The sequence below is a fragment of the Leifsonia xyli subsp. cynodontis genome (assembly GCF_050632205.1).
Classification (GTDB): domain Bacteria; phylum Actinomycetota; class Actinomycetes; order Actinomycetales; family Microbacteriaceae; genus Leifsonia; species Leifsonia xyli_D.
Genome location: NZ_CP192578.1, coordinates 74,157 through 100,112 on the forward strand (window position 1 = coordinate 74,157; position 25,956 = coordinate 100,112).

Annotated in this window: 23 protein-coding genes and 1 pseudogene; 15 read left to right on the forward strand and 9 right to left on the reverse strand. The window is 69.5% G+C overall.

The features are described 5' to 3' along the window. Positions 1-8: 8 nt before the first annotated feature. Entirely contained in the window at positions 9-1,736 is a 1,728-nt protein-coding gene (locus ACQ86M_RS00400) for a cation:proton antiporter (protein ID WP_431220080.1), read from the reverse strand. Positions 1,737-1,773: 37 nt separating this feature from the next. Further along, complete coding sequence (locus ACQ86M_RS00405; protein WP_431246648.1) at positions 1,774-2,340, reverse strand: TetR/AcrR family transcriptional regulator; 567 nt, start codon at positions 2,338-2,340, stop codon at positions 1,774-1,776. A 159-nt stretch (positions 2,341-2,499) separates the two neighbouring features. Between ACQ86M_RS00405 and ACQ86M_RS00410 the strand changes: the two genes are divergently transcribed. Next, on the forward strand, positions 2,500-4,080 hold the full coding sequence (locus ACQ86M_RS00410) for an MFS transporter (RefSeq protein ID WP_431246649.1): 1,581 nt from the start codon (positions 2,500-2,502) through the stop codon (positions 4,078-4,080). A 49-nt stretch (positions 4,081-4,129) separates the two neighbouring features. On the opposite strand, the gene ACQ86M_RS00415 is transcribed toward ACQ86M_RS00410, so the two are convergent. Both ACQ86M_RS00415 and ACQ86M_RS00420 read right to left on the reverse strand, forming a co-directional pair. After that, positions 4,130-4,672 (reverse strand): GIY-YIG nuclease family protein, encoded by a 543-nt coding sequence (locus tag ACQ86M_RS00415; protein WP_431246650.1) that lies wholly within the window; start codon positions 4,670-4,672, stop codon positions 4,130-4,132. 60 nt (positions 4,673-4,732) lie between these two features. Further along, positions 4,733-5,731: a class I mannose-6-phosphate isomerase gene (locus ACQ86M_RS00420; RefSeq protein ID WP_431246651.1), complete on the reverse strand. Its 999-nt coding sequence runs from the start codon at positions 5,729-5,731 to the stop codon at positions 4,733-4,735. Between the two features lie 36 nt (positions 5,732-5,767). On the opposite strand from ACQ86M_RS00420, the pseudogene ACQ86M_RS00425 reads away from it, so the two are divergent. Next, a pseudogene (locus tag ACQ86M_RS00425) lies at positions 5,768-6,939 on the forward strand (Gfo/Idh/MocA family protein). Further along, the gene (locus tag ACQ86M_RS00430; RefSeq protein ID WP_431246652.1) at positions 6,936-7,634 is read left to right on the forward strand and encodes a hypothetical protein; all 699 of its coding nucleotides are present in this window, start codon (positions 6,936-6,938) and stop codon (positions 7,632-7,634) included. Before ACQ86M_RS00425 ends, ACQ86M_RS00430 begins: the two are co-directional and overlap by 4 nt. A 30-nt stretch (positions 7,635-7,664) precedes the next feature. Here ACQ86M_RS00430 and ACQ86M_RS00435 read toward each other — a convergent pair whose 3' ends face one another. Next, entirely contained in the window at positions 7,665-8,384 is a 720-nt protein-coding gene (locus ACQ86M_RS00435) for a YoaK family protein (RefSeq protein ID WP_431246653.1), read from the reverse strand. A 356-nt stretch (positions 8,385-8,740) separates the two neighbouring features. Here ACQ86M_RS00435 and ACQ86M_RS00440 point away from each other — a divergent pair, with 356 nt between their 5' ends. Beyond that, on the forward strand, positions 8,741-10,654 hold the full coding sequence (locus ACQ86M_RS00440; RefSeq protein WP_431246654.1) for a DUF5107 domain-containing protein: 1,914 nt from the start codon (positions 8,741-8,743) through the stop codon (positions 10,652-10,654). After that, entirely contained in the window at positions 10,618-12,003 is a 1,386-nt protein-coding gene (locus ACQ86M_RS00445) for a tetratricopeptide repeat protein (RefSeq protein ID WP_431246655.1), read from the forward strand. Before ACQ86M_RS00440 ends, ACQ86M_RS00445 begins: the two co-directional genes overlap by 37 nt. Here the strand turns inward: ACQ86M_RS00445 and ACQ86M_RS00450 are convergent, their stop codons facing one another. Next, positions 12,004-12,912 carry an AraC family transcriptional regulator gene (locus ACQ86M_RS00450; protein WP_431246656.1) on the reverse strand — a complete coding sequence of 303 codons (909 nt, stop codon included), beginning with the start codon at positions 12,910-12,912 and terminating at the stop codon, positions 12,004-12,006. It abuts the gene before it with no gap. A 113-nt stretch (positions 12,913-13,025) separates the two neighbouring features. Here ACQ86M_RS00450 and ACQ86M_RS00455 point away from each other — a divergent pair, with 113 nt between their 5' ends. From ACQ86M_RS00455 to ACQ86M_RS00475, 5 genes are read left to right on the forward strand one after another with little or no spacing between them, the layout of a single operon-like run. Then, entirely contained in the window at positions 13,026-14,315 is a 1,290-nt protein-coding gene (locus tag ACQ86M_RS00455; protein WP_431246657.1) for an ABC transporter substrate-binding protein, read from the forward strand. Further along, the gene (locus ACQ86M_RS00460) at positions 14,312-15,217 is read left to right on the forward strand and encodes a carbohydrate ABC transporter permease (protein ID WP_431246658.1); all 906 of its coding nucleotides are present in this window, start codon (positions 14,312-14,314) and stop codon (positions 15,215-15,217) included. Before ACQ86M_RS00455 ends, ACQ86M_RS00460 begins: the two co-directional genes overlap by 4 nt. Further along, positions 15,214-16,110 carry a carbohydrate ABC transporter permease gene (locus ACQ86M_RS00465; protein ID WP_431246659.1) on the forward strand — a complete coding sequence of 299 codons (897 nt, stop codon included), beginning with the start codon at positions 15,214-15,216 and terminating at the stop codon, positions 16,108-16,110. The genes ACQ86M_RS00460 and ACQ86M_RS00465 overlap by 4 nt, the downstream gene beginning before the upstream one ends. Before the next feature lie 3 nt (positions 16,111-16,113). Further along, on the forward strand, positions 16,114-18,252 hold the full coding sequence (locus tag ACQ86M_RS00470; protein ID WP_431246660.1) for an alpha-galactosidase: 2,139 nt from the start codon (positions 16,114-16,116) through the stop codon (positions 18,250-18,252). Next, positions 18,236-19,147: an aldose 1-epimerase family protein gene (locus ACQ86M_RS00475; RefSeq protein ID WP_431246661.1), complete on the forward strand. Its 912-nt coding sequence runs from the start codon at positions 18,236-18,238 to the stop codon at positions 19,145-19,147. Before ACQ86M_RS00470 ends, ACQ86M_RS00475 begins: the two co-directional genes overlap by 17 nt. A 50-nt stretch (positions 19,148-19,197) precedes the next feature. Here the strand turns inward: ACQ86M_RS00475 and ACQ86M_RS00480 are convergent, their stop codons facing one another. Next, positions 19,198-19,578 (reverse strand): NPCBM/NEW2 domain-containing protein, encoded by a 381-nt coding sequence (locus ACQ86M_RS00480; protein WP_431246662.1) that lies wholly within the window; start codon positions 19,576-19,578, stop codon positions 19,198-19,200. After that, positions 19,575-21,092: an NEW3 domain-containing protein gene (locus ACQ86M_RS00485; RefSeq protein WP_431246663.1), complete on the reverse strand. Its 1,518-nt coding sequence runs from the start codon at positions 21,090-21,092 to the stop codon at positions 19,575-19,577. Before ACQ86M_RS00485 ends, ACQ86M_RS00480 begins: the two co-directional genes overlap by 4 nt. Positions 21,093-21,437: 345 nt before the next feature. On the opposite strand from ACQ86M_RS00485, the gene ACQ86M_RS00490 reads away from it, so the two are divergent. After that, positions 21,438-21,617, forward strand: a complete 180-nt coding sequence (locus ACQ86M_RS00490) for a hypothetical protein (RefSeq protein WP_431246664.1) — start codon at positions 21,438-21,440, stop codon at positions 21,615-21,617. Between the two features lie 367 nt (positions 21,618-21,984). After that, positions 21,985-22,332, forward strand: a complete 348-nt coding sequence (locus ACQ86M_RS00495; RefSeq protein WP_431246665.1) for a hypothetical protein — start codon at positions 21,985-21,987, stop codon at positions 22,330-22,332. A 31-nt stretch (positions 22,333-22,363) separates the two neighbouring features. Here the strand turns inward: ACQ86M_RS00495 and ACQ86M_RS00500 are convergent, their stop codons facing one another. Next, positions 22,364-23,041, reverse strand: coding sequence for a hypothetical protein (locus ACQ86M_RS00500; RefSeq protein WP_431246666.1), 678 nt, complete (start codon positions 23,039-23,041; stop codon positions 22,364-22,366). 810 nt (positions 23,042-23,851) lie between these two features. Between ACQ86M_RS00500 and ACQ86M_RS00505 the strand changes: the two genes are divergently transcribed. The 3 genes from ACQ86M_RS00505 to ACQ86M_RS00515 are packed head-to-tail and all read left to right on the forward strand — an operon-like array spanning position 23,852 to position 25,880. After that, the gene (locus tag ACQ86M_RS00505) at positions 23,852-24,298 is read left to right on the forward strand and encodes a MaoC family dehydratase N-terminal domain-containing protein (RefSeq protein WP_431220199.1); all 447 of its coding nucleotides are present in this window, start codon (positions 23,852-23,854) and stop codon (positions 24,296-24,298) included. Continuing rightward, positions 24,298-24,744: a MaoC family dehydratase gene (locus tag ACQ86M_RS00510; RefSeq protein WP_431246667.1), complete on the forward strand. Its 447-nt coding sequence runs from the start codon at positions 24,298-24,300 to the stop codon at positions 24,742-24,744. The genes ACQ86M_RS00505 and ACQ86M_RS00510 overlap by 1 nt, the downstream gene beginning before the upstream one ends. Further along, a complete protein-coding gene (locus tag ACQ86M_RS00515; RefSeq protein ID WP_431246668.1) occupies positions 24,741-25,880 on the forward strand; it encodes a UDP-N-acetylmuramate dehydrogenase in 1,140 nt (379 codons plus the stop codon). The genes ACQ86M_RS00510 and ACQ86M_RS00515 overlap by 4 nt, the downstream gene beginning before the upstream one ends. Positions 25,881-25,956 lie beyond the last annotated feature (76 nt).

Here is a 25,956-nt window from a genome sequence, read left to right on the forward strand (position 1 = left end):
GGCCGCGCTCAGCGGGCGCGCGAGCGCAGGCGGGTCTCCTCCAGGTCGAGCAGCGACTGCGCCTCGGTCAGCACGCGCGACGGGTACGCGCCCTTGGCGCGCTCCTCGAGCAGGCGGGTGCGCTCGGCATCCACCACCGCGAGGCGCAGGGTGCGGTAGACGTGGTGCGGCCGGCTCTCCTGCGGTGCGTCGCTCATCAGCGTCCGCTCCCAGGCCGACTCCGCGCGCAGATACGACGACTGCCGGACGCGCTCCACCACCTCCGGGTCCACCGGTACGGTCGCCCCGGTCGCCGACTCCGGGTCGTCGAGCACGGCGAGCCCGGCCTCGCTCAGGTCGTCGAGCAGCCGGGCCAGCAGGCGGCGGTCCTCACCCACATCCGCGCCCTGCAGGCCGAGGGCACGGATGAGCAGCGGAAGCGTCCCGCCCTGCACCACCAGGCTCACGAAGGCGACGGTGAAGGCGATCAGGATGAGCTGCGGGCGGTACGGGATGGACGCGGGCAGCGACTGCGCGGCCGCGAGCGTGACGACGCCGCGCATCCCCGCCCAGCCGAGCACGACACCGCCCTTCCAGTCGATGGCCTCCTGGCGGTACTCCTCCAGGTCCGTGCGGTGGCGTTCGTAGCGCTGCTCGGCGCGCTGTTTGCGGAGCGCCTGCCAGCGGTAGCGCACCGGATGGTCCCGGAAGTAGCTGATCATCAGCCACTCCCGCAGCACGGCGCGCTCGGCGTGCTCCGCGCGTCTTCGGAGGCTGTAGATGAGCGGCACGATGAGGATGAAGCGGATCACGACGAGCGACGCGACGGCGATGAGCCCGAGCCCGACCGCATCCCAGACGCTCAGCACCTCCGGGTGCTCCACGTCGGCGACGAGCGTGCGCAGCTCCAGCCCGATCAGCAGGAACACACCGTTCTCGAGCAGGAACTGGATGGTTCGCCAGTTGATGGCGTCGCTGATGCGCGCCTGGGCGCTGAACTGCCGGGGCGCGGCGTGCCCGGTGTAGAGCCCGGTGATGACCACGGCGAGCACGCCAGAGCCGTGCAGCGCCTCGGTCGGCGCGAACGCGGCGAACGGCACCACCACCGAGAGGGCGGTGTCGAGCACGGGGTCGGAGAGCTTGGAGCGCACCCACACCGAGACGAACCCCACGACGAGGCCGATCACCGCCGCGATCACCACCGCCGACAGGAAGTCGACGACCCCGGCCCACGGCGTGGTGAGCGCGCCGAGCGCGGCGGCCAGAGCCGTGCGGAGCAGCACCAGGGCGGTCGCGTCGTTGACGAGTCCCTCGCCCTCGAGCACCGTGAGCAGGCGCGGCGGCAGGCCGAGCTTGCGCCCGATGGAGGTCGCGGCGACGGCGTCGGGCGGGCTGATGATGGCGCCGAGGGCGACGGCCGCGGCCAGGCTGAGGTCCGGCAGCATCGTGAACAGCACGAAGCCGGAGGCGAAGGCGGTGATGACGACGAGGACCACCGAGAGCCCGGCGATCGGCGCGAGGTTGCGGCGGAAGTCCGTCAGCGGCACGCTGATCGCCGCGGCGTAGAGGATGGGCGGCAGCAGACCGTCGAGGATGATGGCGGGCGGCACCTCGACCTCGGGCACGCCCGGCAGGAACGACAGCACCACGCCGACGATCACGAGGATGATCGGGGCGGCCACCCCGAGCTTGCGGGCGAAGGCGGCCACGCCGACGATGACCGCGACAGCGATCACCGCATAGACGCCCAGCTCCATCCACTCAGCCTACGGGGAGGGGCGCGCCGGAGCCTGGTCAGCGAGCGCGAAGACCGTCGACCGCCATCGCGATCACGCGGTCGCGCTGCGCCTCGTCGTCGAAGGCGACGCCCGCGATGCCGGAGACCATGCGGATGACGTCGCCGATCGTCGCGTCGTCGCGCAGCTCCCCGGCCTCCTGCGCCCGGCGGACGAGCGGCTCGCCGGCGTCGTACAGCGAGGTGCGGCAGCTGAGCAGCACGGGGGAGTCCTTGTTGAGGCCCTCGATCAGGGCGCGCTTGGTTCCGACGTACGAGACGAAGCGCCGGAGCCAGGCTTCGACCGCCTCCCACGGGTCGAGCGAACCCGCTTCGTCCGCCGCGCGAACCACCGCGGCGACCTCGTCGATGTAGACCGCCTCGACGAGCGCGTCGCGGGTCGGGAAGTTGCGGTACAGCGTCCCGATGCCCACACCCGCGCGACGAGCGATGTCCTCCAGCGGCGCGCCCGGTCCCTGCTCGGCGAACGCCTCGCGCGCTGCTGCGAGCAGGGCGTCGAAGTTGCGGCGCGCGTCCGCCCGCTGCGGGCGGTTCACGCCGAGGGTGGGCAGCTCGGTGCCGGTCACGGAACGCATCCTCTCGGGGTCGGATAAGAAACAGGTTGCAAAACGGAGGCAGCCTCCGGTACTGTAGTACTCGTAACCGGAGGAACCCTCCGAACGGAGCCTCCCTCCAATTCTAGCCCCTTTCGGGCCTTCACCTCGAGAAACGGAAACACCCCGACAATGTCTCGATCCCATCCCGGAGTCACCTTCGCCATCCTGGCGCTGAGCGTCGGCTCCTTCGCGACCCTCCAGTCGCTCGTCGTCCCCGTCCTCCCCGTCATCCAGTCCGACCTCCACACCACCACCGCGGGTGTCACCTGGACCATGACCGCCTGGCTCATCGCCGCGGCGGTCGCCACGCCCCTGCTCGGCCGCGTCGGCGACCTCGTGGGCAAGCGCCGCATCCTGGTGCTCGCCCTCCTCGCCGTCGGCCTCGGAAGCGTCGTCGCCGCGGTGGCGCCGACCATCGGCGTCGTCATCGCCGGCCGCGTCATCCAAGGCCTCGGCGGCGCCATGTTCCCGCTCGCCTTCGGCATCATCCGCGACGAGTTCCCGGCACGCCGGCTGCCCTCGGCGATCGGCGCCATCGCCTCGATCATCGCGATCGGCAGCGGCCTCGGGACGGTGCTCGCCGGCCCCCTCGCGGACGCGCTCAGCTGGCGCGGGCTGTTCCTGCTCCCCGTCGCCCTCACCGGGGCGGCCGCCGTGCTCGCCCTCATCTTCATCCCCGAGTCGCCCACCCGTGCGACCGGCGGCGTGAACCCGTGGGCCGCCGTCCTGCTCTCGGGCTGGCTGATCGCCCTGCTCCTCCCGCTCAGCACGGGCGCGCAGTGGGGATGGTCGTCGCCCACCGTCATCGGACTGTTCGCCGCGGCGGCGCTGCTGCTCGCGGCCTGGGTCGTCGTCGAGCTGCGCTCGCGGCATCCCCTCGTCGACATGCGCCTGATGCGCGAGCCGGGCGTGTGGTCGATGAACGCGGCCGCCGTGTTCATCGGGGCGTCGATGTTCGCCGTGTTCGCCTTCTTCCCGCGGTTCGTGCAGACGCCCACCTCGACCGGTTACGGCCTGGGTGCCTCGGTGGCGGAGTCCGGGATGCTGATGCTCCCGATGCTGGTGACCATGGCCGTGACGGGATTCCTGAGCGGACCGCTCGCCCGCTGGATCGGCTTCCGGGCGCAGATCGTGCTGTCGGCCGCCGTCATGGGCGCCGCGAGCCTGTCGCTCGCCTTCCTGCACGGCTCGCTGGTCGCGGTCGCCGCCGCCTCCGGCCTGTTCGGGATCGGACTGGGCCTCATCTACGCCGCGATCACCAGCGTCGTCGTGCAGAGCGTTCCGCCCACCCAGACCGGCATCGCGAGCGGGATGAACGCCAACCTCCGCACGGTCGGCTCGGCCATCGGCGCCGCCGTGATGACCGCGCTCGTCACCGGTGCGATCGCCCCCGACGGGCTGCCCGCCGAGAGCGGCTACACCGAGGGCTTCGCGACCGCGGGAGTGCTCGCGCTTGCCGCCGGCGTGGTCACGGTCGTGGCCGCGGTGATCATGCGGAGCGCGCGCGTGCGGGCCGGGGCCGCGGCAGGCCCCGACCTCGCGGACGCGACGGATGCGAACGCCGTGATGGATGCGGAGGCCGCCGGCGAACTGGCACTCCTGCCGGACGGGTCGATCGAGGAGGCCGCCGAGATGGCGCGTCTCGCCGCGAAGCTCGAGGCGGAGACCGCCGGCCACGCCGCGCGACGCGAGGCCCTCGAGGTCGCGTGACGCCAGACCGGAGCGCCGCGGATCCCAGCGATCCGCGGCGCTTCCGCGTTCAGGCGCGGAGCGCTGCGGCCTCGCTGCGCCAACGCGCCAGGAGCGCCCACGGATCGGCCGCGCCCTCCTGAACCGCCGCGACATGGGCGAGCAGGGCCGCATCCGTCTCGAACCATTCGGTGCCGGGGATGCGCAGCCGCGCGAACTGCTCGTGCCGGTGGTGCTCGAGCGTCCGGTCGCCCCGCTCGAACGCCAGCACCTCGTCGTGGGGCAGCGCGGCGAACCGCTGGGCGGGGTTGGCGGTGGTGCCGATCTTGATCCGGTCGCGATACCGCAGGTAGTAGACGACATCCACCCGGGCCGTCGCCGCGCCCTCGGAAGGCGGCTCACCCACGCGCCACTCGCACACCGCGCACAGCCAGCCCGACGGGTAGCGCACGCCGAGCCGGGAGCCGCAGAAGGCGCAGGGCGACGGGAGCACGTCCGTCACGCCGTACTCCGCATCCACCCACTCATGCGCCTCGAGCAGGTGCGCGAGGCAGAGCGCGAGCGGCGCTCCGGCGTGGGCCGGGGCGCCGCACAGTGCGCAGGCGGTGTCCATGGCGCGAGGGTATCCCCGGCCGCCGACACCGGGCCGCCGCCAGCCGGCCGGCCCGGATGGTCAGCGCGGAGGCAGGCAGCGGATGAGTTCGAGCTCTCCGGTCACGGCGACCGGCCCGTCCCCGTACGCGGTCAGCACGGTGCTCCCGCGGGTCAGCGGCAGCGAGGCCGTGGACGTCTCCAGTGTCCCGCTTCCGCCGAGCACCACGAGGATCGAGAAGGAGGGCGCGAGCTCCCGCGTCCCGGAAGCGCCCACGCGGATGCGCTCCGCGCCGAAGAACGGATCCGCATCGGCCGGGAACAGTGTCTCGGCGCCCCGGCCCTGACGCAGCGCATGGAGGCGCTCCCCGGGCGTCGCTTCACGCACCAGGCCGTCGATCGCCGTGGCGAGGTCGAGGCCGAGAAGGGCCTCCGTCTCGGTCAGAGTCCGCCGCTCCAGCAGGATCGACAGGTCGGTCGGCTGCTGCAGCTCGACCAGGGTCACGCCCGGCCCGATCGCGTGCGCCAGGCCGGCCGGAACCAGGAGGGTGTCGCCCGCCGCGAGCGGCACCGTGTTCATGGCGTCGAGCATGGCATCCGCATCCTGACCCTCCCACCAGGCGCGCACCTCCTCCTGCTCGACCGCTCGCCGGAACCCGAGGGCGGCGTAGGAGCCGTCCTGCGCCTCGATCACCGCCCAGGCTTCGGTCTTGCCGAGCGGGCTCGCCAGGTGCCGCGCGGCGAACGCGTCGTCGGGGTGGTAGTGCACGAAGAGCCGCTCCGCCGTGTCGAGCAGCTTCACCAGCAGCATGGTGCGCGCGCCGAAGCGGGCGACGTGCTCCTCACCGAGGAACCCGACCGGGTCGGCCGCCACCGCATCCCGCAACGTGCGGCCGTCGGGGAGGATCGTCAGGCCGATGCCTCCGCCGGCGAACACCTCCGTGGTCGAGCCGACGAAGTCCTCCGGCGTGAACGGGCTCGGCTGCTCGGTGCTGCGGAAGCGGGCGATGCCCGCGCCGCCGCGGTAGGGCCGGTCGAGCGGCTGGTTGGGGCCGAGGAGGAGCGGTGTCGGTGTCGTCACCGTCAGCAATGTACTCGAACGGGACAGGATGGACCCATGGCAGACCTCAGGATCGGCGTCGTCGGATACGGCAACCGCGGCAGTCTGGCGCGTGAAGCGCATCGGCCGGGCGGGGGCTCGCGCGTGGTCGCCGTGTGCGATCCCGGCGAGCGGGCGCTCCGGGAGGCGGAGGGCGCGTTCCCGGGTGCCCTCCTCACCGCGGAACTGGACCAGCTGCTCGCCGCGGAACTCGATGCCGTCATGGTGCTGACGCCCGACCACCTGCACGCGGCCGTCGCCGTGCCGGCGCTGGAGGCGGGCCTGGCGGTCTTCTGCGAGAAGCCGCTCGCGATCTCCCTCGAGGACTGCGACCGCATCCTGGAGACGGCCCACCGCACCGGGTCGGGGCTGTACGTGGGTCACAACATGCGGCACATGCCGGTGGTGTCGCTGATGCGGCGCTTGGTGCAGGAGGGCCGGGTCGGCGAGGTCAAGGCCGTGTGGTGCCGTCACTTCGTGGGCAACGGCGGCGACTACTACTTCAAGGACTGGCATGCCGACCGTTCGCGATCGGTGGGCCTGCTGCTGCAGAAGGGCGCGCACGACCTGGATGTCATCCACTGGCTGGCAGGCGGCTACGCGCGACGGGTGCAGGGCATCGGAGCGCTCGCCGTGTACGGTGCGATCCAGGATCGCCGGGATCGCTCGGGTGAACGGGTGCAGGACTGGTTCAGCTTCGACAACTGGCCGCCCACCGCGGCGACCGGGCTGAACCCCGTGGTGGATGTGGAGGACATCTCCCAGGTGAACCTCGTGCTCGACAACGGGGCCCTCGCGTCGTACCAGCAGTGCCACTTCACGCCCGACTACTGGCGCAACTACACGGTCATCGGCACCGAGGGGCGCCTGGAGAACCTGGGCGACACCGCCGGTTCGGAGGTGCGGCTGTGGAACCGTCGTCACGGCGGTGCGGCGCCCGCGGACGAGTCGTTCACCGTCCCCGACGCCGAAGGCGGCCACGGGGAGCGGACGCTCTCATGGTGACCGAGTTCGTCCGGTTCGCGCGGGACGGCGGGGCCACCCTGACGTCGCCCGTCGCGGCGCGGCAGGCGGTGGCGGCGGGACTGGCGGCGACCGCATCCATCCGGGGCGACGGGGCGTTGCTGCCGGTGCCGCCGCTCGATCCGGAACTCGTCGCGTACTTCGACGCCGGGCAGCCCGCGCGGTGACGGGGATCGAGAGGGCGGTCGCGGCGGACGACCCGCGGGCGGCCCTACGCCGGATGCTGCGCGAGGGCACGCCGCACGGGTCGCCCGCGCCGAGGGTCGCACGGGATGAGCTGCTCGGCCTGTTGAGCGAGCTGCGCGGCGAAGCGGTCGCTGCGATGGCGTCGCGGGGTGTGCCGGCGGACGTGGCGGAGGAGTCGCTGGACGACATCCCGCGCAAGGCGTCGCTCTACGGCGACCTCGTCGACGACGACTGGCTGCTGCAGATCTTCTGCGGATGCGTGCTGGCTCTGGGGCGGCTGCAGTTCGAGCGGGACGCCGGCGGCCATGGCCGGCACATCCACATCCCGGAGGCCGGTCCGCTGACCCCCGCAGCGGTGGATGCGTCCCTCGACCGGGCTCGCGCGTTCTTCGGCGACGGCGCGGCCCTGGTCTGCGAGAGCTGGGTGTTCGATCCGGCGCTCGATGTACTGCCCGGCGCCTCCAACCTCCGGCGCTTCGCGGACCGGTTCGACGTCCGGCCCGCGAAGCGAACCGCCGAGGGTGCGCGGAGCCTGGCGAAGTTCGTCTTCCGCGCGACGCCGGAGCGCGCCGTCGCGACGCCGCTGCGCGAGGGCGCCTCCGGCGTCGAACGCATCGCGTACCGGGCGCTCTCGAACGAAGGGGTGTGGAGCGAGCCCCGCGGCATCCTGCGCTGAGGCCCGGGCGCCGGGTGCGGCGGGCCTGCTCTAGCCGACCGTCGTGCGCCCGGCCCGGCGCGCGCGGCGGGATGCGCCGGACTCGTGCGCCGCGACCTGGCCGACGACGGCCGCTCCAGCCGTCACCAGCGTGGCCAGCCCGAGCGCCGCGGAGATGTTCAGCCGCAGCAGGGCGGCGCCGACGAGGGCGCCGAGCGCGATGAGGACCACCGCCGCCGCCCGGCGCCGCCACGGCTGCCCGGAGCCGCCCGCGAGCGCCGAGTCCGCCGCCAGCCCGGTGATCGTGGACGTGACGACGACGGTCGTGACGTCCTTCACGGCCAGATGCCGTGCGACGGCCGCCTGGAAGCCCATGGTGGCCGCGAGCAGCACGGTGATCACCAGCTCCCACGGCTTCGGGGGCACTCCGCCGGCGATGAGCGTCCCGGTCGTCAGAGCCGCCAGGGCGATCGCGACGGCCGTGAACGACCAGCTCGTGCGGGTGTTCCACCCGGTGCTCTCCCGGCGCAGCGTCCGCCCGCCGAGCACCGCTCCGGCCATGAACGCGATCAGCGCGAGCAGCGGGCCGACCCACGGCAGACCCTCGGCGCCCACCAGCGCCATCCCGAGGATCACCACGTTGCCGGTCATGTTGCCGGCGAAGACCTTGTCCAGGCCCAGGTAGCCGACCGCATCCACGATCCCCGTGGAGAAGGTGAGCGCGAGCATGAGCACCAGTGCCATCTCGCGTTGTCGCTTGTTGTCCGTCATCGCGCCTCCCGTGCTGGATAGGATCGCACGTCCGCGGGGGCGGCTCTGACCGCGGGCGGGACGCCGTCTCAGGTCTTGATGTCCCCGGCGGCGACATCGGCGGTCACCGCTGGGGCGGTGGCGACCCGACTGGTTGGAGCGGATAGCGGAGAGGAGGCGATCGCGGAATCGTCCAGGTGATGCGTGGGAACGCATCTTCTCCTAGCTGTTGACGCGGAAATAGGGTCCTGCTTATGTCCGAAGCACAGCCCCGTTTCCCGCTCCCTCCCATCCCGCAGAACCTGCGCGACGTCGCTGTCGCAGCCTGGAGCGAGCCTGTCGACGTCCGCACCTACGAGCCGGGGGAGCCAGGCTCCATGCCGGCGTTCCTCGAATCGCGCGTGTACCAGGGGTCTTCGGGGCGGGTGTACCCGCTGCCGTTCATCGAATCGGTCAGCCACGAGGCCACGATGCACACCTGGCAGGCGGTGCACATGGAGAACGAATACCTGCGGCTTGTCATCCTCCCCGAGCTCGGTGGCCGCGTGCACATCGCCGTCGACAAGACCACAGGCGAAGACTTCTTCTACCGCAACGACGTCATCAAGCCGGCACTGGTCGGCCTGGCGGGGCCGTGGATCTCAGGAGGGATCGAGTTCAACTGGCCGCAGCATCACCGGCCGGGCACCTTCCTGCCGATGGACTGGACGATCGAACGGGAGGATGACGGCGCCGTCACCGTATGGTGCTCCGACCACGATCCCTTCGCCCGTATGAAGGGAATGCACGGCATCCGGCTGCGACCGGGAAGCGCGGCGCTGGAGGCGCGCGTGCGGCTCTTCAACCGCACAGAGGTAACCCAGACGTTCCTCTGGTGGGCGAATGTGGCTGTGCGTGTGCACGACAGCTACCAGTCGTTCTTCCCCGCCGACGTGCACGTAGTCGCCGACCACGCGAAGCGCGCGGCGACCGCCTTCCCGGCCGCCGACCGGCCGTACTACGGCATCGACTATGCCGCGCGGGCGGACCGGTCCAGCCCGGAGTACGTCGCGGACGACGCTGACCGGTTGGATTGGTATCGAAACATCCCCGTCCCCACCTCATACATGTGCGTGGCGAGCGAGGACGACTTCTTCGGCGGTTACGATCACTCGACCGGGCTCGGGTTTGCGCATGTCGCCGACCATCACATCGCCCCCGGCAAGAAGCAGTGGACGTGGGGTAACGCACCATTCGGTTGGGCGTGGGATGCGAACCTCAGCGACGATCGGGGTGCGTATGTCGAACTCATGGCCGGTGTCTATACGGACAACCAGCCCGACTTCTCGTACCTCGCGCCGGGCGAAACCAAGACCTTCAGTCAGTACTGGTTCCCGTATCACGCCATCGGCCCTCTGACCCAAGCGTCGGCCGAGGTGGCGCTGAGTCTCACCACCACCGGCGACGGCGCCTCGCGCACCGCCCGCGTCGGGGTGGCGGTCACGACGAGACGAGACGACCTCGACGTCTCACTCCTCGACGCGGACGGAGCCGTGCTGTGGGAGCGTCGTAGCGCCATCGCACCCGGAAGCCCGCTGGTCCACGAGCTACCGGCCGCTTCACCCGGTGATCTGACCCTCGTGGCGTCCGCCGGCGGTGTGGAGTTGCTGCGCGCATCCACGCGCTTCCGAGACGCTTTGCCCGAAGGATTCGAGACCGCCACCGAGCCGCCCGCCCCCGACGAGATCGCATCGATCGACGAGCTTTACCTGACCGGTGTTCATCTGGCTCAGTACCGACACGCGACCCGGTCGCCCGAGCCGTACTGGGAGGAGGCGCTGCGCCGCGACCCGGATGACTCGCGTTCGAACATAGCCTTGGCCTCCGCACGGCTCGCCTCAGGTCGGTTCGCCGAGGCGGAAGAGCACCTCCGAGCCGCGCTGCGCCGACAGACCCACCGCAACCCCAACCCACCCGACGGTGAGGCTTTCTACCTCCTCGGCGTGGTCCTGGCTGCCACCGGACGCGACGCGGAAGCGGACGACGCCTTCGCCAAGGCCGCATGGAACTACGCCTGGCGTGCACCCTCGGCGCTCGCGAGGGCTCGGATCGCAGCGCGGGCACAGGCGTGGGGGAGGCGCTTGGGCTGGCCGAGGATGCGGCGCGCGTGGATGCGGACAACCTCCAGGTCGCCGCCGTTCGAGTCATCGCCCTCCGCCAGCTGGGACGTACGGAGGAAGCCGAAGCCGTCCTCAACGGGGCTCGTACGCTCGACATGCTGGACATATGGCTCGGTGACTTGGCAGGGCTGACGCCGGAAACCGACGCTCAGACGCTCCGGGACACTGCCGGCGAGTACCGCTCGCTCGGTCGCATCGATGATGCGCTACGCCTCCTCGACGCTGCCGAGTCGGCTGCGGTCGAGCGCCCGGTTGCAGGTGCGGGCGACCCGCTCGCACTCATCCACTATGCACGCGCCGAGTTGCTCGAGCAGGCAGGACGCCCGGACGCCGCCGCGCGGGCCCTCGCCGAGGCGCGAAAGGTGTCCGTCGCCCGGTGCTTCGCGGGCAGTGCGGCCGACGCGGCGTTGCTGGAACGCCGGATCCATGCCACGGGCGACGCGCGCGCGCACGCCCTCCTCGGCCATTGGCTGTATTTCCAGCGCCGCTATGCGGAAGCCATCGATCATCTGACGGCGGCCGTCGCCGGTGATCCTGCCGACGCGGTCGCCCTGCGGGGTCTCGGGCTCGCGGCCTACAACGTGCAAGGCGACCCGGGACGCGCCGTCGCCCTCTACCGGTCAGCGGTGGAGGCGGCTCCCGACGATCCGAAGCTGCGCTACGAAGCTGACCAGCTCGCGCGACGCGTAGGAGTCGCGCCCGAGGATCGGCTCGAAGCCCTCGCGGACGCAGGTGCCCTGGTGGCCGCGCGGGACGACCTGGCACTTGCCTATGCGGAGCTTCTCGTGCTCGTCGGCAGGCACGAGGAAGCGATCGACCTCCTAGCCGGCAGGCGGTTCAGCCCCTGGGAAGGCGGCGAAGGGGAAACGATCCGCGTCTGGACATTGGCGCAGAGAGCCGCCGCCGAGCACCACCTTGCCGCAGGGGACCCCGCGGCAGCGATAACCGCCCTGAACTCGGCCGTGCACGTGCCCGACGCGCTCGGGGAAGCGCCGCACCCGCTCGCCAACCGCTCGGACCTGCTCCTCGCCTTCGGCGATGCCCACCGCGCCGCGGGCAATGACGCCGAGTCCGACGCCGCCTGGCGAGCCGCTGCGGACAGCGCCGGAGACTTCACCACGATGTCCGCCGTCCCGCACTCCCCGATGACGTACTACTCGGTCCTCGCGGCCCGGAGGCTGGGCGATACCGAGCGCGCCGAGCGGCTGACCACCGAGCTCTCTGCCTACGTGGAAAGCATCCGCAATGAGCATGCGCGTATCGATTACTTCGCCACGTCGCTACCCACAATGCTGATCTTCCGCGAAGACATCGCTCGAACACATCACGACCTCGTCGCGGTGATGGATGCGCAGTTGGCGATCCTCGCGGGACGAATGACGGCGGCGCGAACGGTGTTGGAGGAGTTGGAGTCCCGTGACCCCGCCGACGCGCGAGTCAGGGACCTCCGCGCTCAGACAAAAACGCCCGTCGGCGCCTGATCACCCCTTGTGCTGGTCGCGGTACTCTCGTGCCGTCATCCCATGCACCTTCTTGAACTGACGGGCGAAGTAGAACGAGTCCGGGTACCCCACCTCCGCCGCGATCGCCGCGACCGTGGCGGAGGTGGTGTCCAGCAGCTCCCGGGCACGCCCCATCCGCAACATCGTCTGATACTGCAAGACCGGGTAGCCAACGTGTCGCTTGAACAGGGCGCTGAAGTGCGACGCGCTGAGCGAGGCCATCGCTGCCAACTCGGGGATCGTCACACGGTCCGCGATGTGAGCACGGAGGTACTCCATCGCATGCTCGATCACATCCCCTGACTCGTCGGAGCGAGAACGCTCGGACGCCAGCAGCGTCAGCGCGTGCCAAGCCGCGCCCGCGGCAGCATTCAGGCTCGCCGTGGTGCTGTCACGCTCCATCCATGACAACACCTCCGACATCAGCGAGACGACGGGGTACAAGTCGCGCGGCCGGCGTACCGGATTATCGTTCCCCATCCCAGCAGCCGCCAGAAACGCCTCCACCTCGGAGCTGGCGGCGTGGAACCACCACAGAGTCCACGGGTCCTCAGCGTCGGCGCCGTAGGCGTGAGCCTGGCGCGGCGAGAGCACGACGACCTGACCGCGTTGCACGGGGAATCGTCCAGCTTCGGTCTCGCACCAGCCGGCACCGTCCACACATGCCATGACGACCGCCTGCCCAATCGGGACGGTACGACGGCGTCCATGAGAATCGGCGCGCGGAAAGTACCCGCAGTCAGTGACCACTAATCGCGCAGTTCCCGGCTGGGCAAGGAACTCCCTCACGCGAGGCCGGGGAAGAACAAGCATGCGCTGGCCGGGGAAGCCGTCTGGGATGAGCACTCGACGATTGTGAGCCACCGTCGTGGAAATGTCCAGATACATCGCCAGTTTCTGCTACGGGGACGCCGCGGCCGGAAATTACCGTGAACACGTTCGGTCATAAGATTCCTGACGGCCGAGCGTCCATGCGATCACCCCCAGAAATGGAGTCGAAGATGACCCGAAAGAGCACCCGTTGGCTGGTGGCGCTCGGCAGCACGGTCGCCGCCACTGCGCTCCTCGCAGGCTGCGTATCAACCTCAGGCGAAGCCCAGGAGACCAAGACCGGGCCGGACGCCTCCGGTCCGCTGATCCTGCAGTCGCGCTTCACGGACGCCGAGAAGGGAGGGCTCGACCAGCTGGTCAAGGACTTCAACGCCAAAGGCGAAGGCCAGGTCAAGGTCAACACCATCCCGACCAACACCTTCAACCAGCAGCTGCCCTCGTACCTCACCGCCAAGAACCCGCCGGATGTCTACACCTGGTACGCCGGGCAGGCCACGCGTGACTTCGCCGACCAGGGCCAGCTGCTCGACCTCTCGAGCGTCTGGAAGGCCCACGGCAGCGACTTCCCCGACGCGCTGAAGACGCTCAGCCAGGATTCGTCCGGCAAGGACGTGTTCGTTCCGACGGGCTACTACTGGTGGGGCGTCTACTACTTCAAGAGCGACTTCGAGAAGCTCGGGATCACGCCGCCGAAGACGTGGGACGAGTTCCTCGCCGCCTCGGAGAAGATCAAGGGCCAGGGCGTGACGCCGTTCACCGCGGGTCTCAGCGACAACGCGTGGCTGGCTTCCGCGTGGTTCGATTACCTCGACCTGCGGATCAACGGCGCCGACTTCCACCTGAAGCTGCTCTCGGGCAAGGAGAAGTACGACAGCCCCGAGGTCAAGAACGTGTTCACCGCGTTCAAGCAGGTGCTTCCGTACTTCGACCCGGCGGTGCTCGGCACGACGCAGAACCAGGCGATGAGCGACTTCTCGCAGGGCAAGGTGGCGATGTACCTGCTCGGCGCCTGGGCGCAGCCGTCGGTGCCCGCCGACAAGCAGAGCGATCTGGCCTTCTTCCAGTTCCCGATCATCGACCCGAAGGTCCCCGTGGCAGAGGAGGGACCGACGGACGGCTTCATCGCCAGCTCTAAGACGAACAAGCCCAACCTGACGAAGAAGTTCCTCGACTACGTCGCCAGCCCCCAGGCGCAGTCCGACCTGGCCAAGAGCCAGCAGGGCACCTACCTCCCGGCGAGCTCCAAGGCCACGCTGCAGCTCGACGCGCTCTCGAAGCAGGGCAAGGAGATGCTGGAGTCGGCCAAGCAGATCACGCAGTTCTACAACCGGGACGCGGGCGACGCCCAGCAGACGCCGACGGACACGGCGCTGACCAGCTTCATCGCCCACCCTGAGAACATCGACCAGATCCTGAAGGACTGGGACGCGGCCGCCAAGAAGATCCGGGCGACTTCGTGACGAATCTCACCTCTGTTCGCGGTCGGCGGCGGATCTCCATTCCGCCGCCGATCGTGTTCGCCCTCGTCCTCATCCCGTTCCTGATCGAGGCGGTCGGCGTCTTCTGGCCGGCCTTCCAGGGCATCAGCCTGTCGTTCCTGCACTGGAACGGCGTCGGCCCCGCCATCTCGGTCGGAGCCCAGAACTACATCGACCTGTTCTCGGACCCGATCTTCCTGACGGCGCTCAAGAACACGGCCATCTGGATCGTCCTGTTCGGTGGCATCTCGTTCGTCGCCGGCCTCGGTGTGGCGCTCCTGTTCCAGTCGGAGCGCCGCGGCGTCGGCATCTACCGCACCGCCCTGTTCCTCCCCATCGTCTTCTCGCTCGTCGTCACCGCGCTGATCTGGGGCGCGTTCTTCCAGCCGAACGGCGTGCTCAACAACGTTCTGGACGCGGTCGGGCTGCACAGCTGGACCCATGTCTGGCTCGGCGACTCGAGCACCGCGCTGTACGCCGTGATCGTCGCCGCTCTCTGGCGCGAGATCGGGTACGTGATGGTGCTCTTCATCGCCGGCCTCAAGGCCCTCGACCCCGCGGTCCAGGAGGCGGCCAAGGTCGACGGCGCGTCGGCCTTGCAGCGGTTCTGGAGCGTGACGATGCCGCAGCTGCGCAGCGTCAACCTGGTCGTGCTGTCCGTGCTGATCATCGACTCCCTGCGCTCCTTCGACATCGTCTGGGCGATGACGCGCGGCGGTCCCTACCACTCGACCGAGCTGCTCAGCACCTACATGTTCTCGACGGCGTTCGGATCCCGCGCGCTCGGCTACGCCTCCGCCATCGCGGTCGTCATCTTCGTGCTCGCGATCGCGGTCATCGTGTCGTACCTCGTCCGCGCACTCTCCGAGGAGAAGGAATCGTGACCACAACCGCTTCCCGCGCCCGCACCGCCGCGACCGCGCCGGCGCGCACGGCGGTCCGCCGTCGCAGCAGCCGGAGGACCGCCGCGACCGTCGGCTTCCACACCAGCGGCATCCTCATCTCCCTGGCCTGGTTCGCGCCCATCCTCGTCGTGCTGATCACGTCGTTCCGCACCTTCGACGACATCTCCGCCAACGGCATCGCGAGCCTGCCTCATACCTTCACGTTCTCCACCTACGTGCAGGCCTGGAACCAGGGCGGCCTCTTCCAGGCGCTCGTCAACAGCATGATCGTCACCATCCCGACCGTAGTGCTGACCCTGCTGCTGTCATCGGCGGCCGCATTCGGCCTCAGCCGCTTCCGCATCCCGTTCCGGCGCACCATCCTGCTGCTGATGCTCGCGGGCAACCTGCTGCCCGTGCAGATGCTGCTCATCCCCGTCGCCCGGATCACGCAGCAGCTGAACGTCTACGACACCCTGGGCGCACTCATCGCCGTGCAGGTCGCGTTCGGGATCGGCTTCTACACGTTCGTGCTCTACGGCTTCATGCGCACCATCCCGAACGAGCTCCAGGAGGCGGCGACCCTCGACGGCGCGAGCACCCTCCGGATCTTCCTCCAGGTCATCCTGCCGCTCACCCGGCCAGCGCTCGCCGCCCTGGGAGCGCTGTCGTTCACCTGGGTGTTCAACGACCTGCTGTGGTCGATCACCCTGCTGCAGACCTCCGAGAAGCTGCCGATCACGGCGGCCGTGCTCTCGCTTCAGGGGCAATACGTCTCCAGCTGGTCCGTCATCGCCGCCGCCACCGTCGTCGCAGCCGTCCCCTCGACCATCGTCTTCCTGCTGTTCCAGCGGAGCTTCATCGGGGGCCTCGCCCTCGGATCGGTGAAATAGAGCATGCCCATCGACACGGACACCGTCCACCTGAGAGCGGGCGGCACCAGCGTCGTCGTGCAGCTCGACCAGCAGCGCCTCCCGCGCATCCTGCACTGGGGAGAAGACCTCGGCGAACTCGATGCCGATGCGCTGAGTCAGATGACAACGACCGCCCAGCCAGCGGTGGGTGACAGTGCGGTGACCTATCCCCAGCCGGTTCCGGTGCTGGGGCAGCTGCACGAGGGATGGCTGGGCAGGCCCGGGCTTGCCGGCGACTCGGCTGGGCGTCGGTGGGCGCCGGTTTTCGCGACCACCGAGGCGAACCTGTCGAGCTCGGCCGAGGGGGTGGTCCTGACGGTCATCGCGGGCGACGACGCCTACGGGCTGTCGCTCACCCTCGAGCTCGAGGTGCTGGCAACGAGCGGCCTGGTCCGTCAGCGCGCCACGCTGCGCAACGATCACCCGGAGTCCTTCCGCGTGGAGGGCCTGGAGCTGGCGCTTCCGGTGCCCGCAGACGCGGACCAGCTGCTCGACCTCACCGGTCGCTGGTCGCTCGAGCGCGTCCCGCAGCGACGCGCCTTCGACGTCGGGGAATGGGTCCGCGCATCCCGCGGCGGTAAGCCGGGGCTCGAGCACACGCTCCTCCTCGCGGCCGGGCAGCCCGGCTTCGGGTTCCGCTCGGGTCGAGTGTGGGCGACGCACCTCGCCTGGAGCGGCAACCAGATCCTGGCCGCCGAGCGCACGCCGGCGAACATCCGCCGCCTCTCCGCTCTGGAGGGGCTGGCGCCCGCCGAGGTGGAGCTCGCCGAGGGCGACGAGTACGTCACCCCGTGGCAGTACGGCTCGTGGGGCGAGGGGCTGGACGAGCTGGCGGCGCGCTTCCATCGGCACCTGCGGGCGTCGGCCGCCCGACCGGTCGGGCCCCGGCCGGTCCTGGTCAACACGTGGGAGGCCGTGTATTTCGAGCAGGACGTGGACAGCCTCCTCCGCTTCGCCGAGGAGGCGGCTGCCATCGGCGCGGAGCGCTTCGTCGTGGACGACGGCTGGTTCGTCGGCCGCCGCGACGACACCACCTCCCTCGGTGATTGGGTGGTCGACGCGGAACGGTGGCCGAACGGGCTGAAGCCGCTCGCCGACCGGGTCCGCGAGCTGGGAATGGACTTCGGGCTCTGGTTCGAGCCCGAGATGATCAACCTCGACTCCCGGCTGGCGCGCAAGCATCCGGAGTGGATCTTCGACGCCGGCCACGGACCGGGACTGCCCTCGCGTCACCAGCACGTGCTCGACCTCGGGCACCCGGAGGCCTACGCCTACGTGCTCGAACGGATCAGCGAACTGATCGGCGAAGTGGGCATCGCCTACGTCAAGTGGGATCACAACCGCTACCTGCTCGATGCCGGGCACACCCCCTCCGGCCGGCCTGGGCTGCGCGAACAGACCCTCGCCGCGTACCGCCTGATGGACGAACTGCACCGGCGGCATCCAGGGCTCGAGATCGAGTCGTGCGCGAGCGGCGGCGGCCGCATCGACCTCGGTGTGCTGGAGCGGACGCAACGCGTCTGGCCCAGCGACTGCAACGACCCGCACGAGCGGCTCGAGATCCAGAGATGGACCGGGCTCCTCGTCCCGCCGGAACTTCAGGGCACCCACATCGGGGCGGAGGAATCGCACACGACGCATCGCTCCCACCCGCTGGCCTACCGGGCGGAGAAGGCGATCTGGGGCCATCTCGGCGTCGAGACCGACCTGATCACGGCCGACGAGGCGACCAAGGTGGCGCTGGCCGGATGGATCGCGTTCCACAAGGAGCACCGGGCACTGCTGCACAGCGGCGTGAGCGTTCACGCCGACCTGACCGAGCCGGCCGCCCGCCTTGAGGGCGTCGTCAGCCCGACGGGCGACGAGGCGCTCTTCGCCTTCTCAGTCACGGAGCGACCCCGCACCTGGCCGGTCGGCCGTCTCGGCATCCCGGGCCTCGATGACGAGCGCGACTACGTCGTGGAAGCCGTCTTCCCCGTCGGGTCGCCGCCGCATGGAGCCCAGCCGCCGTGGCTGTCCAGCGGCGCGACCCTCCCGGGCCGAGTCCTCCGGCTGGTCGGGCTGGAGATGCCTTCGCTGGATCCGGACCGCTCCGTCCTGCTGCATGTCCGAGAGGCCTGAGCCGGTACGTCTGGGCGGGGACGCCGACGGGGACGTCCAGGCGCTGGTATCGCCCGTCGGCGCAAGCCTCCAACAACTCCGGGTGGACGGTGTCGACCTGATCTGCGGGTCACCGGACGGTCCAGTCGGTGCGTCCGGGGCCGTCCTCATCCCCTGGCCGAACCGTGTGCGCGCAGGCCGGTGGATGCTCGACGGTGAGCCGCAGGGACTCGAGCTGACCGAGCCTACGGCGGGCAACGCGCTGCACGGCCTCGTCGCGGCCACTCCGTTCCCGGTCGTGACACACGAGCGCGACGCCGTGGAGTTCGCGGCCGAGGTGCGACATCCGCCTGGTTACCCCTTCGATCTGGACGCCTTCGTCTCGTACCGACTGACTCCCTTCGGGATTGCGTCGACCATCTCCGTCGTGAACCGGGGGCCTGAAGCGGCGCCGGTCGCTGTCGGAGTCCACCCGTATCTGCGGGTCGGCACGGCGACGCGCGACGACCTCCTGATCACGGTCCAGGCCGAGCGCACGCTGCTGCTCGGGGACGACAACCTCCCGCGAGGCGAGGTCACCGTCTCGGGCACGACCTTCGACCTGCGCACGCCGACGCCGCTCGGCGCCGCTCCGGCCCACGCTGCCTACACGGGGCTGCACCTCGCCGGCCGCGACGTCCGGCTGACGCTGAGCGACCGGCGCACCGGCCGCACGGCCGAGGTCTGGGCCGAGCCTCGCTTCCGCTGGGCGCAGATCTACATGACCGATGAGCTGCCCGGCCTGAAGGCGAGGGAGGTCGCTGTGGCGCTCGAGCCGATGACCGCGCCTCCGGACGCACTCAACTCCGGCACCGACCTGCAGTGGCTCGGAGCAGGGTCCCGCTGGGACCTCCGCTGGGGAGTCGCACTGCGCTGAACGCCGAAACGGGGCGCGAGGAGGTCCTCACGCCCCGTCTCGTCGGGTGCTCAGCTGCAGCTGATCAGCGGCGCCGCCCAGTCCGCGCGGTCGTTGTAACCGCCGTCACCGGCGTCGCCGACGTGCAGCACCAACTCGCGGGCCCCGGTCACGTCGACGTCGAACGGAACCGCCGTGCCACGCGACACGGTACCGCTCTCCCAGACGGTCTTTCCGTCCGCGACGAGGGAGAAGGTGGCCGTGCCGCCCTCTGGGCCCACGTTGTCCACGACGTCGTCGATGCCGACGGCTCCGGTGAGCCGTGTGCAGACTCCACCCACGTAGTACCGGATGTCGGACGGGCTGGCGACGCCGAGGCCGGTCGCGTAGGTCGTGCCGGCCACCCGGATCGGGTTGCCGCCGCCCACGCTCTGGTCGATCGCGGGTGTCATCCACCCACTGGTCGCGGAGATCCACGGCTGGTGGGACAGCGGCTGGTCCGCACCCGACGGGGAGCGGGCGCGATCGTCACCGTGGCCTGAGGCGACGCGACGGTGACCTTGCCGCTGGTCGCCCCGAAGGTCACCGAACCGCTGATCGCCGACGCTCCCGTCGCCACACCCTGCGGCACGGTCACGGTGAAGGTCGCATCCGCCGTGCGGCCCGGGAGAAGCCGGGACGGCTGCGTTCCGGTTGCCGTCGCCGTCCATCCGTCCGGCGTCGTAAGCATCGTCTGCGGCGCGTCCACCGGCGTCATGCCATCGTTGCGGAGGGTGACGGTGACCGCCAGCGTGGAGCCGGCCGCGGCGAGCAGGTCGCTCGTCGGCGCGATCGCCGTGCCGTTCACTGCGGTGACGGTCGGCGTGCCGACGAGTACACGCGACGTCTGCGGGGCGGCGGTGCTCTTCGACACGACGAGGACGGAGACGCCGTGTGCCGGGACTTCGGCGCGGATGGCGTCCTTGCTCTCGGTCACGGCATGGGTCCGCGCGTCCTTGACCGCGATCCGCGTGGCCTTGAGACCGACCGCCGACGCCGTCGTGCCGATCTGGGTGGCGGCGGCGCCGCGGTTGACGAGTGCGACGGCGGTCGAGCCGTCGGCCAGCGGCTTCACCCACGTCTCCGTGGTGCCAGCGGGCCCGACGCGAACCGCCTGCTTGCCGAGCAGGTCACGGTCGATGGCGAGCAGATCCGGGTTGGTGAGGGTGGCGACGGTCGCCGGGCTGAAGGTGCGCGGATCGCTTCCGACGACCAGCGGGGCGGCGGACATCGACCACAGCGCCATCTGCGAACGGAACTCCTCGTCCGTCATGCCCAGCTGGGGTCCCAGGTAGTCGGGATCGTTCCAGTGGCCCGGGCCTGCGACCTCCGGATGCCGGGCATTGGCGTCGAAGTTGCGCAGCACGTCGCTGTACTTGATCGAGTTCACAAACCCGACGTCCGTGTACGTGCGCCACGACTGCGCGATTTCGGGCGCGTAGCTCCACGTGTTCGTGGACTGCTGCGACTCGGGGTAGTTGCCCCAGTCGGGAGAGGTCACCGGGTTGCAGAGGTTGAAGATGATCGGGCGGCCGCTGCTGTTGTGGCGGAGCGCATCCGCGAACTGCGTGTACACGGTCTTCGGGTCGAGGTTCGCAGCGATGCCGCAGAGGAAGTCGACCTTGACCGCGTCGTAGCCCCAGGCAGCGAATGTGTCCGCGTCGGTCTGGTAGTGACCGTAGCTGCCCAGCCCGCAGGAGCCCGGGATGTACGGGCCGGCGTCGGTGTAGATGCCCGCCTTCAGTCCCTTGGCGTGGATCGCGGCGGCCAGGGCGCCCATCCCGTCAGGGAAGCGGCTCGGGTCGCCCTGCAGCTGCCCGTCAGCGCCGCGGGGGGTCGAGGCCTGCCAACCGCCGTCCAACCACACGATGTCGTAACCCGCCTTGGCGAGCCCGCTTGAAACGAGGTGATCAGCGACGTCGAGCACCTGTGCTTCGGTATAGCTTCCGCCCAGACCGAAATAGGTGTTCCATCCGGCATACGGTGTGGCCGCGAGGACCGACGCAGATGCAGAAGTAGTTGATATGGGGGCTGACGGGGCCGGCGCGGCAGCGGCAGGTAATGCCGTCGCCGTAACCGCGCTGAGGCCGAGTAGCGCCGCAACGCCGAGCCCCAGAACGTGTCTGGTCTTCATGTGAGCTCCTTGACTTCGTTGTCGCCGCCGGCAGAACGCCAGCGACACACCAATCCCATCGCGGTGCCCGCAGGTGCAGAAGGTGGGGAACGATGGAATACCTGGACAACTCGCCTGGACGAGCTTGCTCTATCCGAGATGCAGAATCCGCGGAAGCACCGCGGCGACGTCAGCGGAAGAGAAGCGGCAGGGCGCCTCGGGGTCGACCACAACTCGCTACGAAAAGTGCTGCACGGAGACACATACCCCGACCTGCCGTTCATCGCGAACGCGGAAATCAAGCTCGCGAAGAGGCTGTGGCTCGCGCTGAAGCGGTGATCTGTCGGCACGACGAAGCCTGCTCGCGCGCTCTAGTTTGAATTCGTGCGGCCGGCCCGCTTCCCAGTAGTACCGTCCATCGAACGGGGGTCTCCGCCCCCGATCGGGGGTGCTCTGCTCGCCAGCCTGATCTAGTTGACGCGCCGCTTGTCCGCCGGGAGCGCCGAATCGTGGGTAGCCGGGCTACCGGGGCAGGTATCGCCAAACTCGTCAGCCGGGCGGATGGAGGACAACCTCCAGTCGGTCTTGCAGGCGTTTGCCATCTGGGCGCCCATAAGGGATCGTAAATGTGCGGACCGAAAGAATCCTGCAATTCGGTTCCGGGGGTGAATGAGAGATGGCGGCTAGTACGTACACGATTGATCCTTTGGATCAGGTAGAGGTGGAAGTGCCGCCGTTCGCGACTCCTGAGCGGGCGCTGGCGCGTTACGCGCGACGACGTGACGGCGACCTGCGCACGATCAGGTTCTTCCCGGATGCCGGGAACGCGGGCTCGCTGTGGGAGGTTGGTTCGGCAAGCTACGTGGTGGATCCGGCCGAACTCCAGCTCTCTGAAGCCCTTCTCCGCGATCTCTTTACGTGGCACGACGAGTGGGAGCGGGCCACTTTCGGCGGTGTCGCTCTTCCGGCGGACTGGGAGCGACGCGGTGACGACTTGCTTGGCCGGGTTCGTCAAGAGGCGTGGGACCTCGCCGACATTATTGATGGCCGGTGAGGCCCCAGTGCAGGACCTCACCGGCGGCGAGTCAACAGACGAGGCTGGTTGTGGGATACGAAGTGATTAGCCGGTCACTGTCGGATGCCCAGCTCGCGATAGCCCGAAACGAGTACACGATCGCACCGGTCGACAGGTTCTGTAGATAGAACTCCGTGTTGCTGCATCGCTTGTTGTTCAACGGGTACGCCTGGTAGTAGTCCGGGTAGGTGATGATGGCGCCGGTAACCGCCGACATCAGGTCATCCCACGACTCAACTCCGAATGCCTGGGAGTTCCAGCCGTGTGCTCGAGCGCCGTCCAGCTGCGCTTGCCACTGGCTCTCATGCTTGGCGCGGATGTGCTTGTAGCCGTAGCTGTCGGTTCCACATTTCAGTCGTACAAGCTGGACGCTGCCGTTCCAAGGGAAAGCGTACGTCGCGAAAACGTCCGTCTCGTTGTTGAGGCTGAAGCACCCGAACCACTGATCCCAGTTGATCAGCTGAAGGGTGACCTGGCCGTCGCTGGGCGCCGTGTGGAGATCGAACGAGGTCTTTGCGACGAAGTCGGCGTCGAGCTTGACTACTTCCCCGTTGGCGCCCCTAGCGAAGAGTGCGATTTCGTCCGGCTGTGGTTCTTCGGCCGCTTGCGCCGGTGTTGCTCCCGCAAAAAGCAGTGCAGCGATGACGAGGGTGACCGTTCCGGTGCGACGTTTGCCTGTTATTCTCACGTGCTTCCATTTCTATTAAGAGTCGTGAGGGCGCCGGTGCAGCGAACATCGGTCCCCCGGCCGACGATGTGTTTCAAACGCAATCGGGTTCTCTCTGCCATAACAAGTCTTTTCTGAGAACTCTCACATCGACTAGGATCGCCAGCCCCGGCCGGCCGAACGCTGGCAAGCCCAAGGTTGTCTTCCGAGGCAGACGCGTACGTCGAGGCTGCGACGGGGCAAGTGTGATGCGGTCAGATTTGGATCCCACTCACAGCGCTGGCGGCGAAGACCTTCATCGCGCTGCATTGCCGACTGGCGCCGGCGTTACATTTTTGCGCCCCGCTCGCCCCGCATTGGGCATACAAGCGCAGAGGGTAACTCGCAGAGTGGCGACATGGAGGCTGGTGTCAACATGGTGCGAGGCTGGCGAATAGCGCCACCTGCCTGCGAGAAGTTGCATCAATGGTGAGTCGAATGTCAGGGGCCGTGCGAGCTGACAGATGTCGGTGGTTCCCCCTAGATTTGGGGGCAGCGAGAAAAAATCCCCAAAACACAACATGTAGTGGAATGACAATCGTGTCATTCGGGTTATATAGTGGGTGAACACCGCGGGAACGCGGATCACCAAGACTTCTAGGGGAGGCCATCATGGACTACGAAAACGACAGCGTTGGCGGCTACTCGGTTCCCGTCGACCCCATGGACCTGCTGCAGTGCGACAGCTGCCAGTAAGGCGCTAGCACCGAGCACGAAGACCCCGGAGGCCACTGGCCGCCGGGGTCTTCTGTTGTCCGGGGACGCGCAGGAGCCGGTCGGTAGAATCGTCGGGTGCCAGTGAATCCAGAGCTGCAGGGGCGGGAGTTCCCGCCGACCCGGCCGTACCTCGTGGGGCGCGAGAAAGTGCGCGAGTTCGCTCGGGCCGTGCTCGCCACCAACCCCGTCTGCTACGACCTCGAGGCGGCGCAGGCCGCCGGACACCGCGACCTGGTCGCTCCGCCCACCTTCCCCGTGGTGGTGCAGGAGGCCACGCTGGCGCAGCTCCTCGCCGAGCCGGACGCGGGCATCGACTTCAGCCGGGTCGTGCACGGCGACCAGCGGTTCAGCTTCAGCCGTCCGGTCTTCGCCGGGGACGAGCTGACCGCGACGCTCCGGGTCACCGCGGTGAAGACGCTCGGCGCTCACTCGATGGTCACGGCCGAATCGACGATCGTCGACGCGGACGGCGCGCACGTGGTGACCGCCACATCCACCCTGGTCGTACGAGGAGACGAGTGATGGCGATCTTCGAAGACCCCCGCGCCACCCCCGATTTCGACGCGTTGAGCGTCGGCGACGTCGTGGCGGAGCGCACGGTCGAGCTCACGCGCGACTCGCTGGTCCGCTACGCGGGAGCCTCGGGCGACTTCAACCCGATCCACTACCGCGACGATGTCGCCACCTCGGTGGGCCTGCCGGGCGTGATCGCCCACGGCATGCTGACGATGGGCCTCGCGGTGCAGCCGGTCGTCGACTGGGCGGGTGACCCGGCGCTCGTCTCGGACTACCAGGTGCGGTTCACACGCCCCGTCGTCGTGGACCCGTCCGAGGGTGCGACCGTCTCGGTCACGGCCACGGTCGGGCAGCTGGACGCGGAGGCGCGCGTCGCCCGGATCGACCTGACGACGACCTTCGGCGATGAGACCGTGCTCGGCAAGGCGCAGGTCCGCGTCCGTTTCGCATGACCGACCGGATTCCCGCTCTCGCCGAGCTGACGACGATCCGCGTCGGCGGCGTCCCCGCCGAGTTCGTGGCGGCGGAGGACCGCGAGGCGGTCATCGAGGCGGTCCGCGACGCGCGTGCGTCGGGTGACGACTGGCTGCTGCTCGGCGGGGGCTCGAACACGGTCGCGGGCGACGACGGATTCGAGGGGACCGTGATCCACATCCTCTCGCGCGGCGTGGAGCGGCTGCCGTCGCCTGCGGGACGGGTCCGCATCCGCGTGCAGGCCGGCGAGCCGTGGGACGACCTGGTCGCCCTGACGGTCCGCAATGGGTGGTCGGGCGTGGAGGCGCTCTCGGGCATCCCCGGGTCGACCGGCGCCGCGCCGGTGCAGAACATCGGGGCGTACGGGCAGGAGATCGAGTCGGCCCTCGTCGGCGTCGAGTTCTTCGACGACGCCACCGGGGAGGTCGTGTACCTGACCCGCGACGAACTCGGACTCGGGTACCGCACGTCCGTCCTCAAGCGGGGTCGGCGCGGCGTGGTGCTGTCGGTGGATCTGGAGCTCGCCGACAACGCCCTGCCGGGCGATGTCGGCGCACCGCTGAGCGCCCCCGTGGCGTATGCGCAGCTGGCGGACGCCCTCGGGGTGGCGGTGGGATCCCGCGTTCCGATCGCCGAGCTGCGGCGCGCCGTGCTCGCGCTCCGCTCCTCGAAGGGCATGGTGCTCGACCCCGCCGACCCGGACTCCGTCAGCTCGGGGTCCTTCTTCACGAACCCGGTCGTGTCCGAGACCTTCGCGCGGACTCTCCCCGCCAACGCCCCGCGCTGGCCGCAGCAGCCGCCGGAGCCGGACGCGGTGATCGGCATCCCGCTCGGCGGAGTGCACCCGCTCGACGTGCCGCCGCTCGCGAGTGACGAGTACACGGTGAAGCTCAGCGCCGCGTGGCTGATCGAGAATGCCGGCATCCGGCGCGGCTTCGCACTCCCCGGTTCCGGCGCGGCGATCTCGTCGAAGCACACGCTCGCCATCGTCAACCGCGGCGGAGCGACGGCGGCGGACGTGGTGCAGCTGGCCGACTTCATCCAGGCCCGAGTGCAGGCCGAATTCGGCGTGCTGCTGCAGCCGGAGCCCGTGCTGGTCGGCATCCCGGTCTGATGGCCGGCTCTCACCCTTTCGCCGGGCGGACACCCGAGGAACTTTGAGAGCATTCTCACGATCCGCTCCGTAGGCT

Bases quoted from the DNA above. Each gene is read 5' to 3' on its own strand.
- ACQ86M_RS00400 (WP_431220080.1), bottom strand. From the start codon at position 1,736: ATGGAGCTGGGCGTCTATGCGGTGATCGCTGTCGCGGTCATCGTCGGC.
- ACQ86M_RS00410 (WP_431246649.1), top strand. From the start codon at position 2,500: ATGTCTCGATCCCATCCCGGAGTCACCTTCGCCATCCTGGCGCTGAGC.
- ACQ86M_RS00415 (WP_431246650.1), bottom strand. From the start codon at position 4,672: ATGGACACCGCCTGCGCACTGTGCGGCGCCCCGGCCCACGCCGGAGCG.
- ACQ86M_RS00435 (WP_431246653.1), bottom strand. From the start codon at position 8,384: ATGACGGACAACAAGCGACAACGCGAGATGGCACTGGTGCTCATGCTC.
- ACQ86M_RS00440 (WP_431246654.1), top strand. From the start codon at position 8,741: ATGCCGGCGTTCCTCGAATCGCGCGTGTACCAGGGGTCTTCGGGGCGG.
- ACQ86M_RS00445 (WP_431246655.1), top strand. From the start codon at position 10,618: ATGCTGGACATATGGCTCGGTGACTTGGCAGGGCTGACGCCGGAAACC.
- ACQ86M_RS00450 (WP_431246656.1), bottom strand. From the start codon at position 12,912: ATGTATCTGGACATTTCCACGACGGTGGCTCACAATCGTCGAGTGCTC.
- ACQ86M_RS00455 (WP_431246657.1), top strand. From the start codon at position 13,026: ATGACCCGAAAGAGCACCCGTTGGCTGGTGGCGCTCGGCAGCACGGTC.
- ACQ86M_RS00470 (WP_431246660.1), top strand. From the start codon at position 16,114: ATGCCCATCGACACGGACACCGTCCACCTGAGAGCGGGCGGCACCAGC.
- ACQ86M_RS00475 (WP_431246661.1), top strand. From the start codon at position 18,236: ATGTCCGAGAGGCCTGAGCCGGTACGTCTGGGCGGGGACGCCGACGGG.
- ACQ86M_RS00480 (WP_431246662.1), bottom strand. From the start codon at position 19,578: ATGACACCCGCGATCGACCAGAGCGTGGGCGGCGGCAACCCGATCCGG.
- ACQ86M_RS00490 (WP_431246664.1), top strand. From the start codon at position 21,438: ATGCAGAATCCGCGGAAGCACCGCGGCGACGTCAGCGGAAGAGAAGCG.
- ACQ86M_RS00510 (WP_431246667.1), top strand. From the start codon at position 24,298: ATGGCGATCTTCGAAGACCCCCGCGCCACCCCCGATTTCGACGCGTTG.
- ACQ86M_RS00515 (WP_431246668.1), top strand. From the start codon at position 24,741: ATGACCGACCGGATTCCCGCTCTCGCCGAGCTGACGACGATCCGCGTC.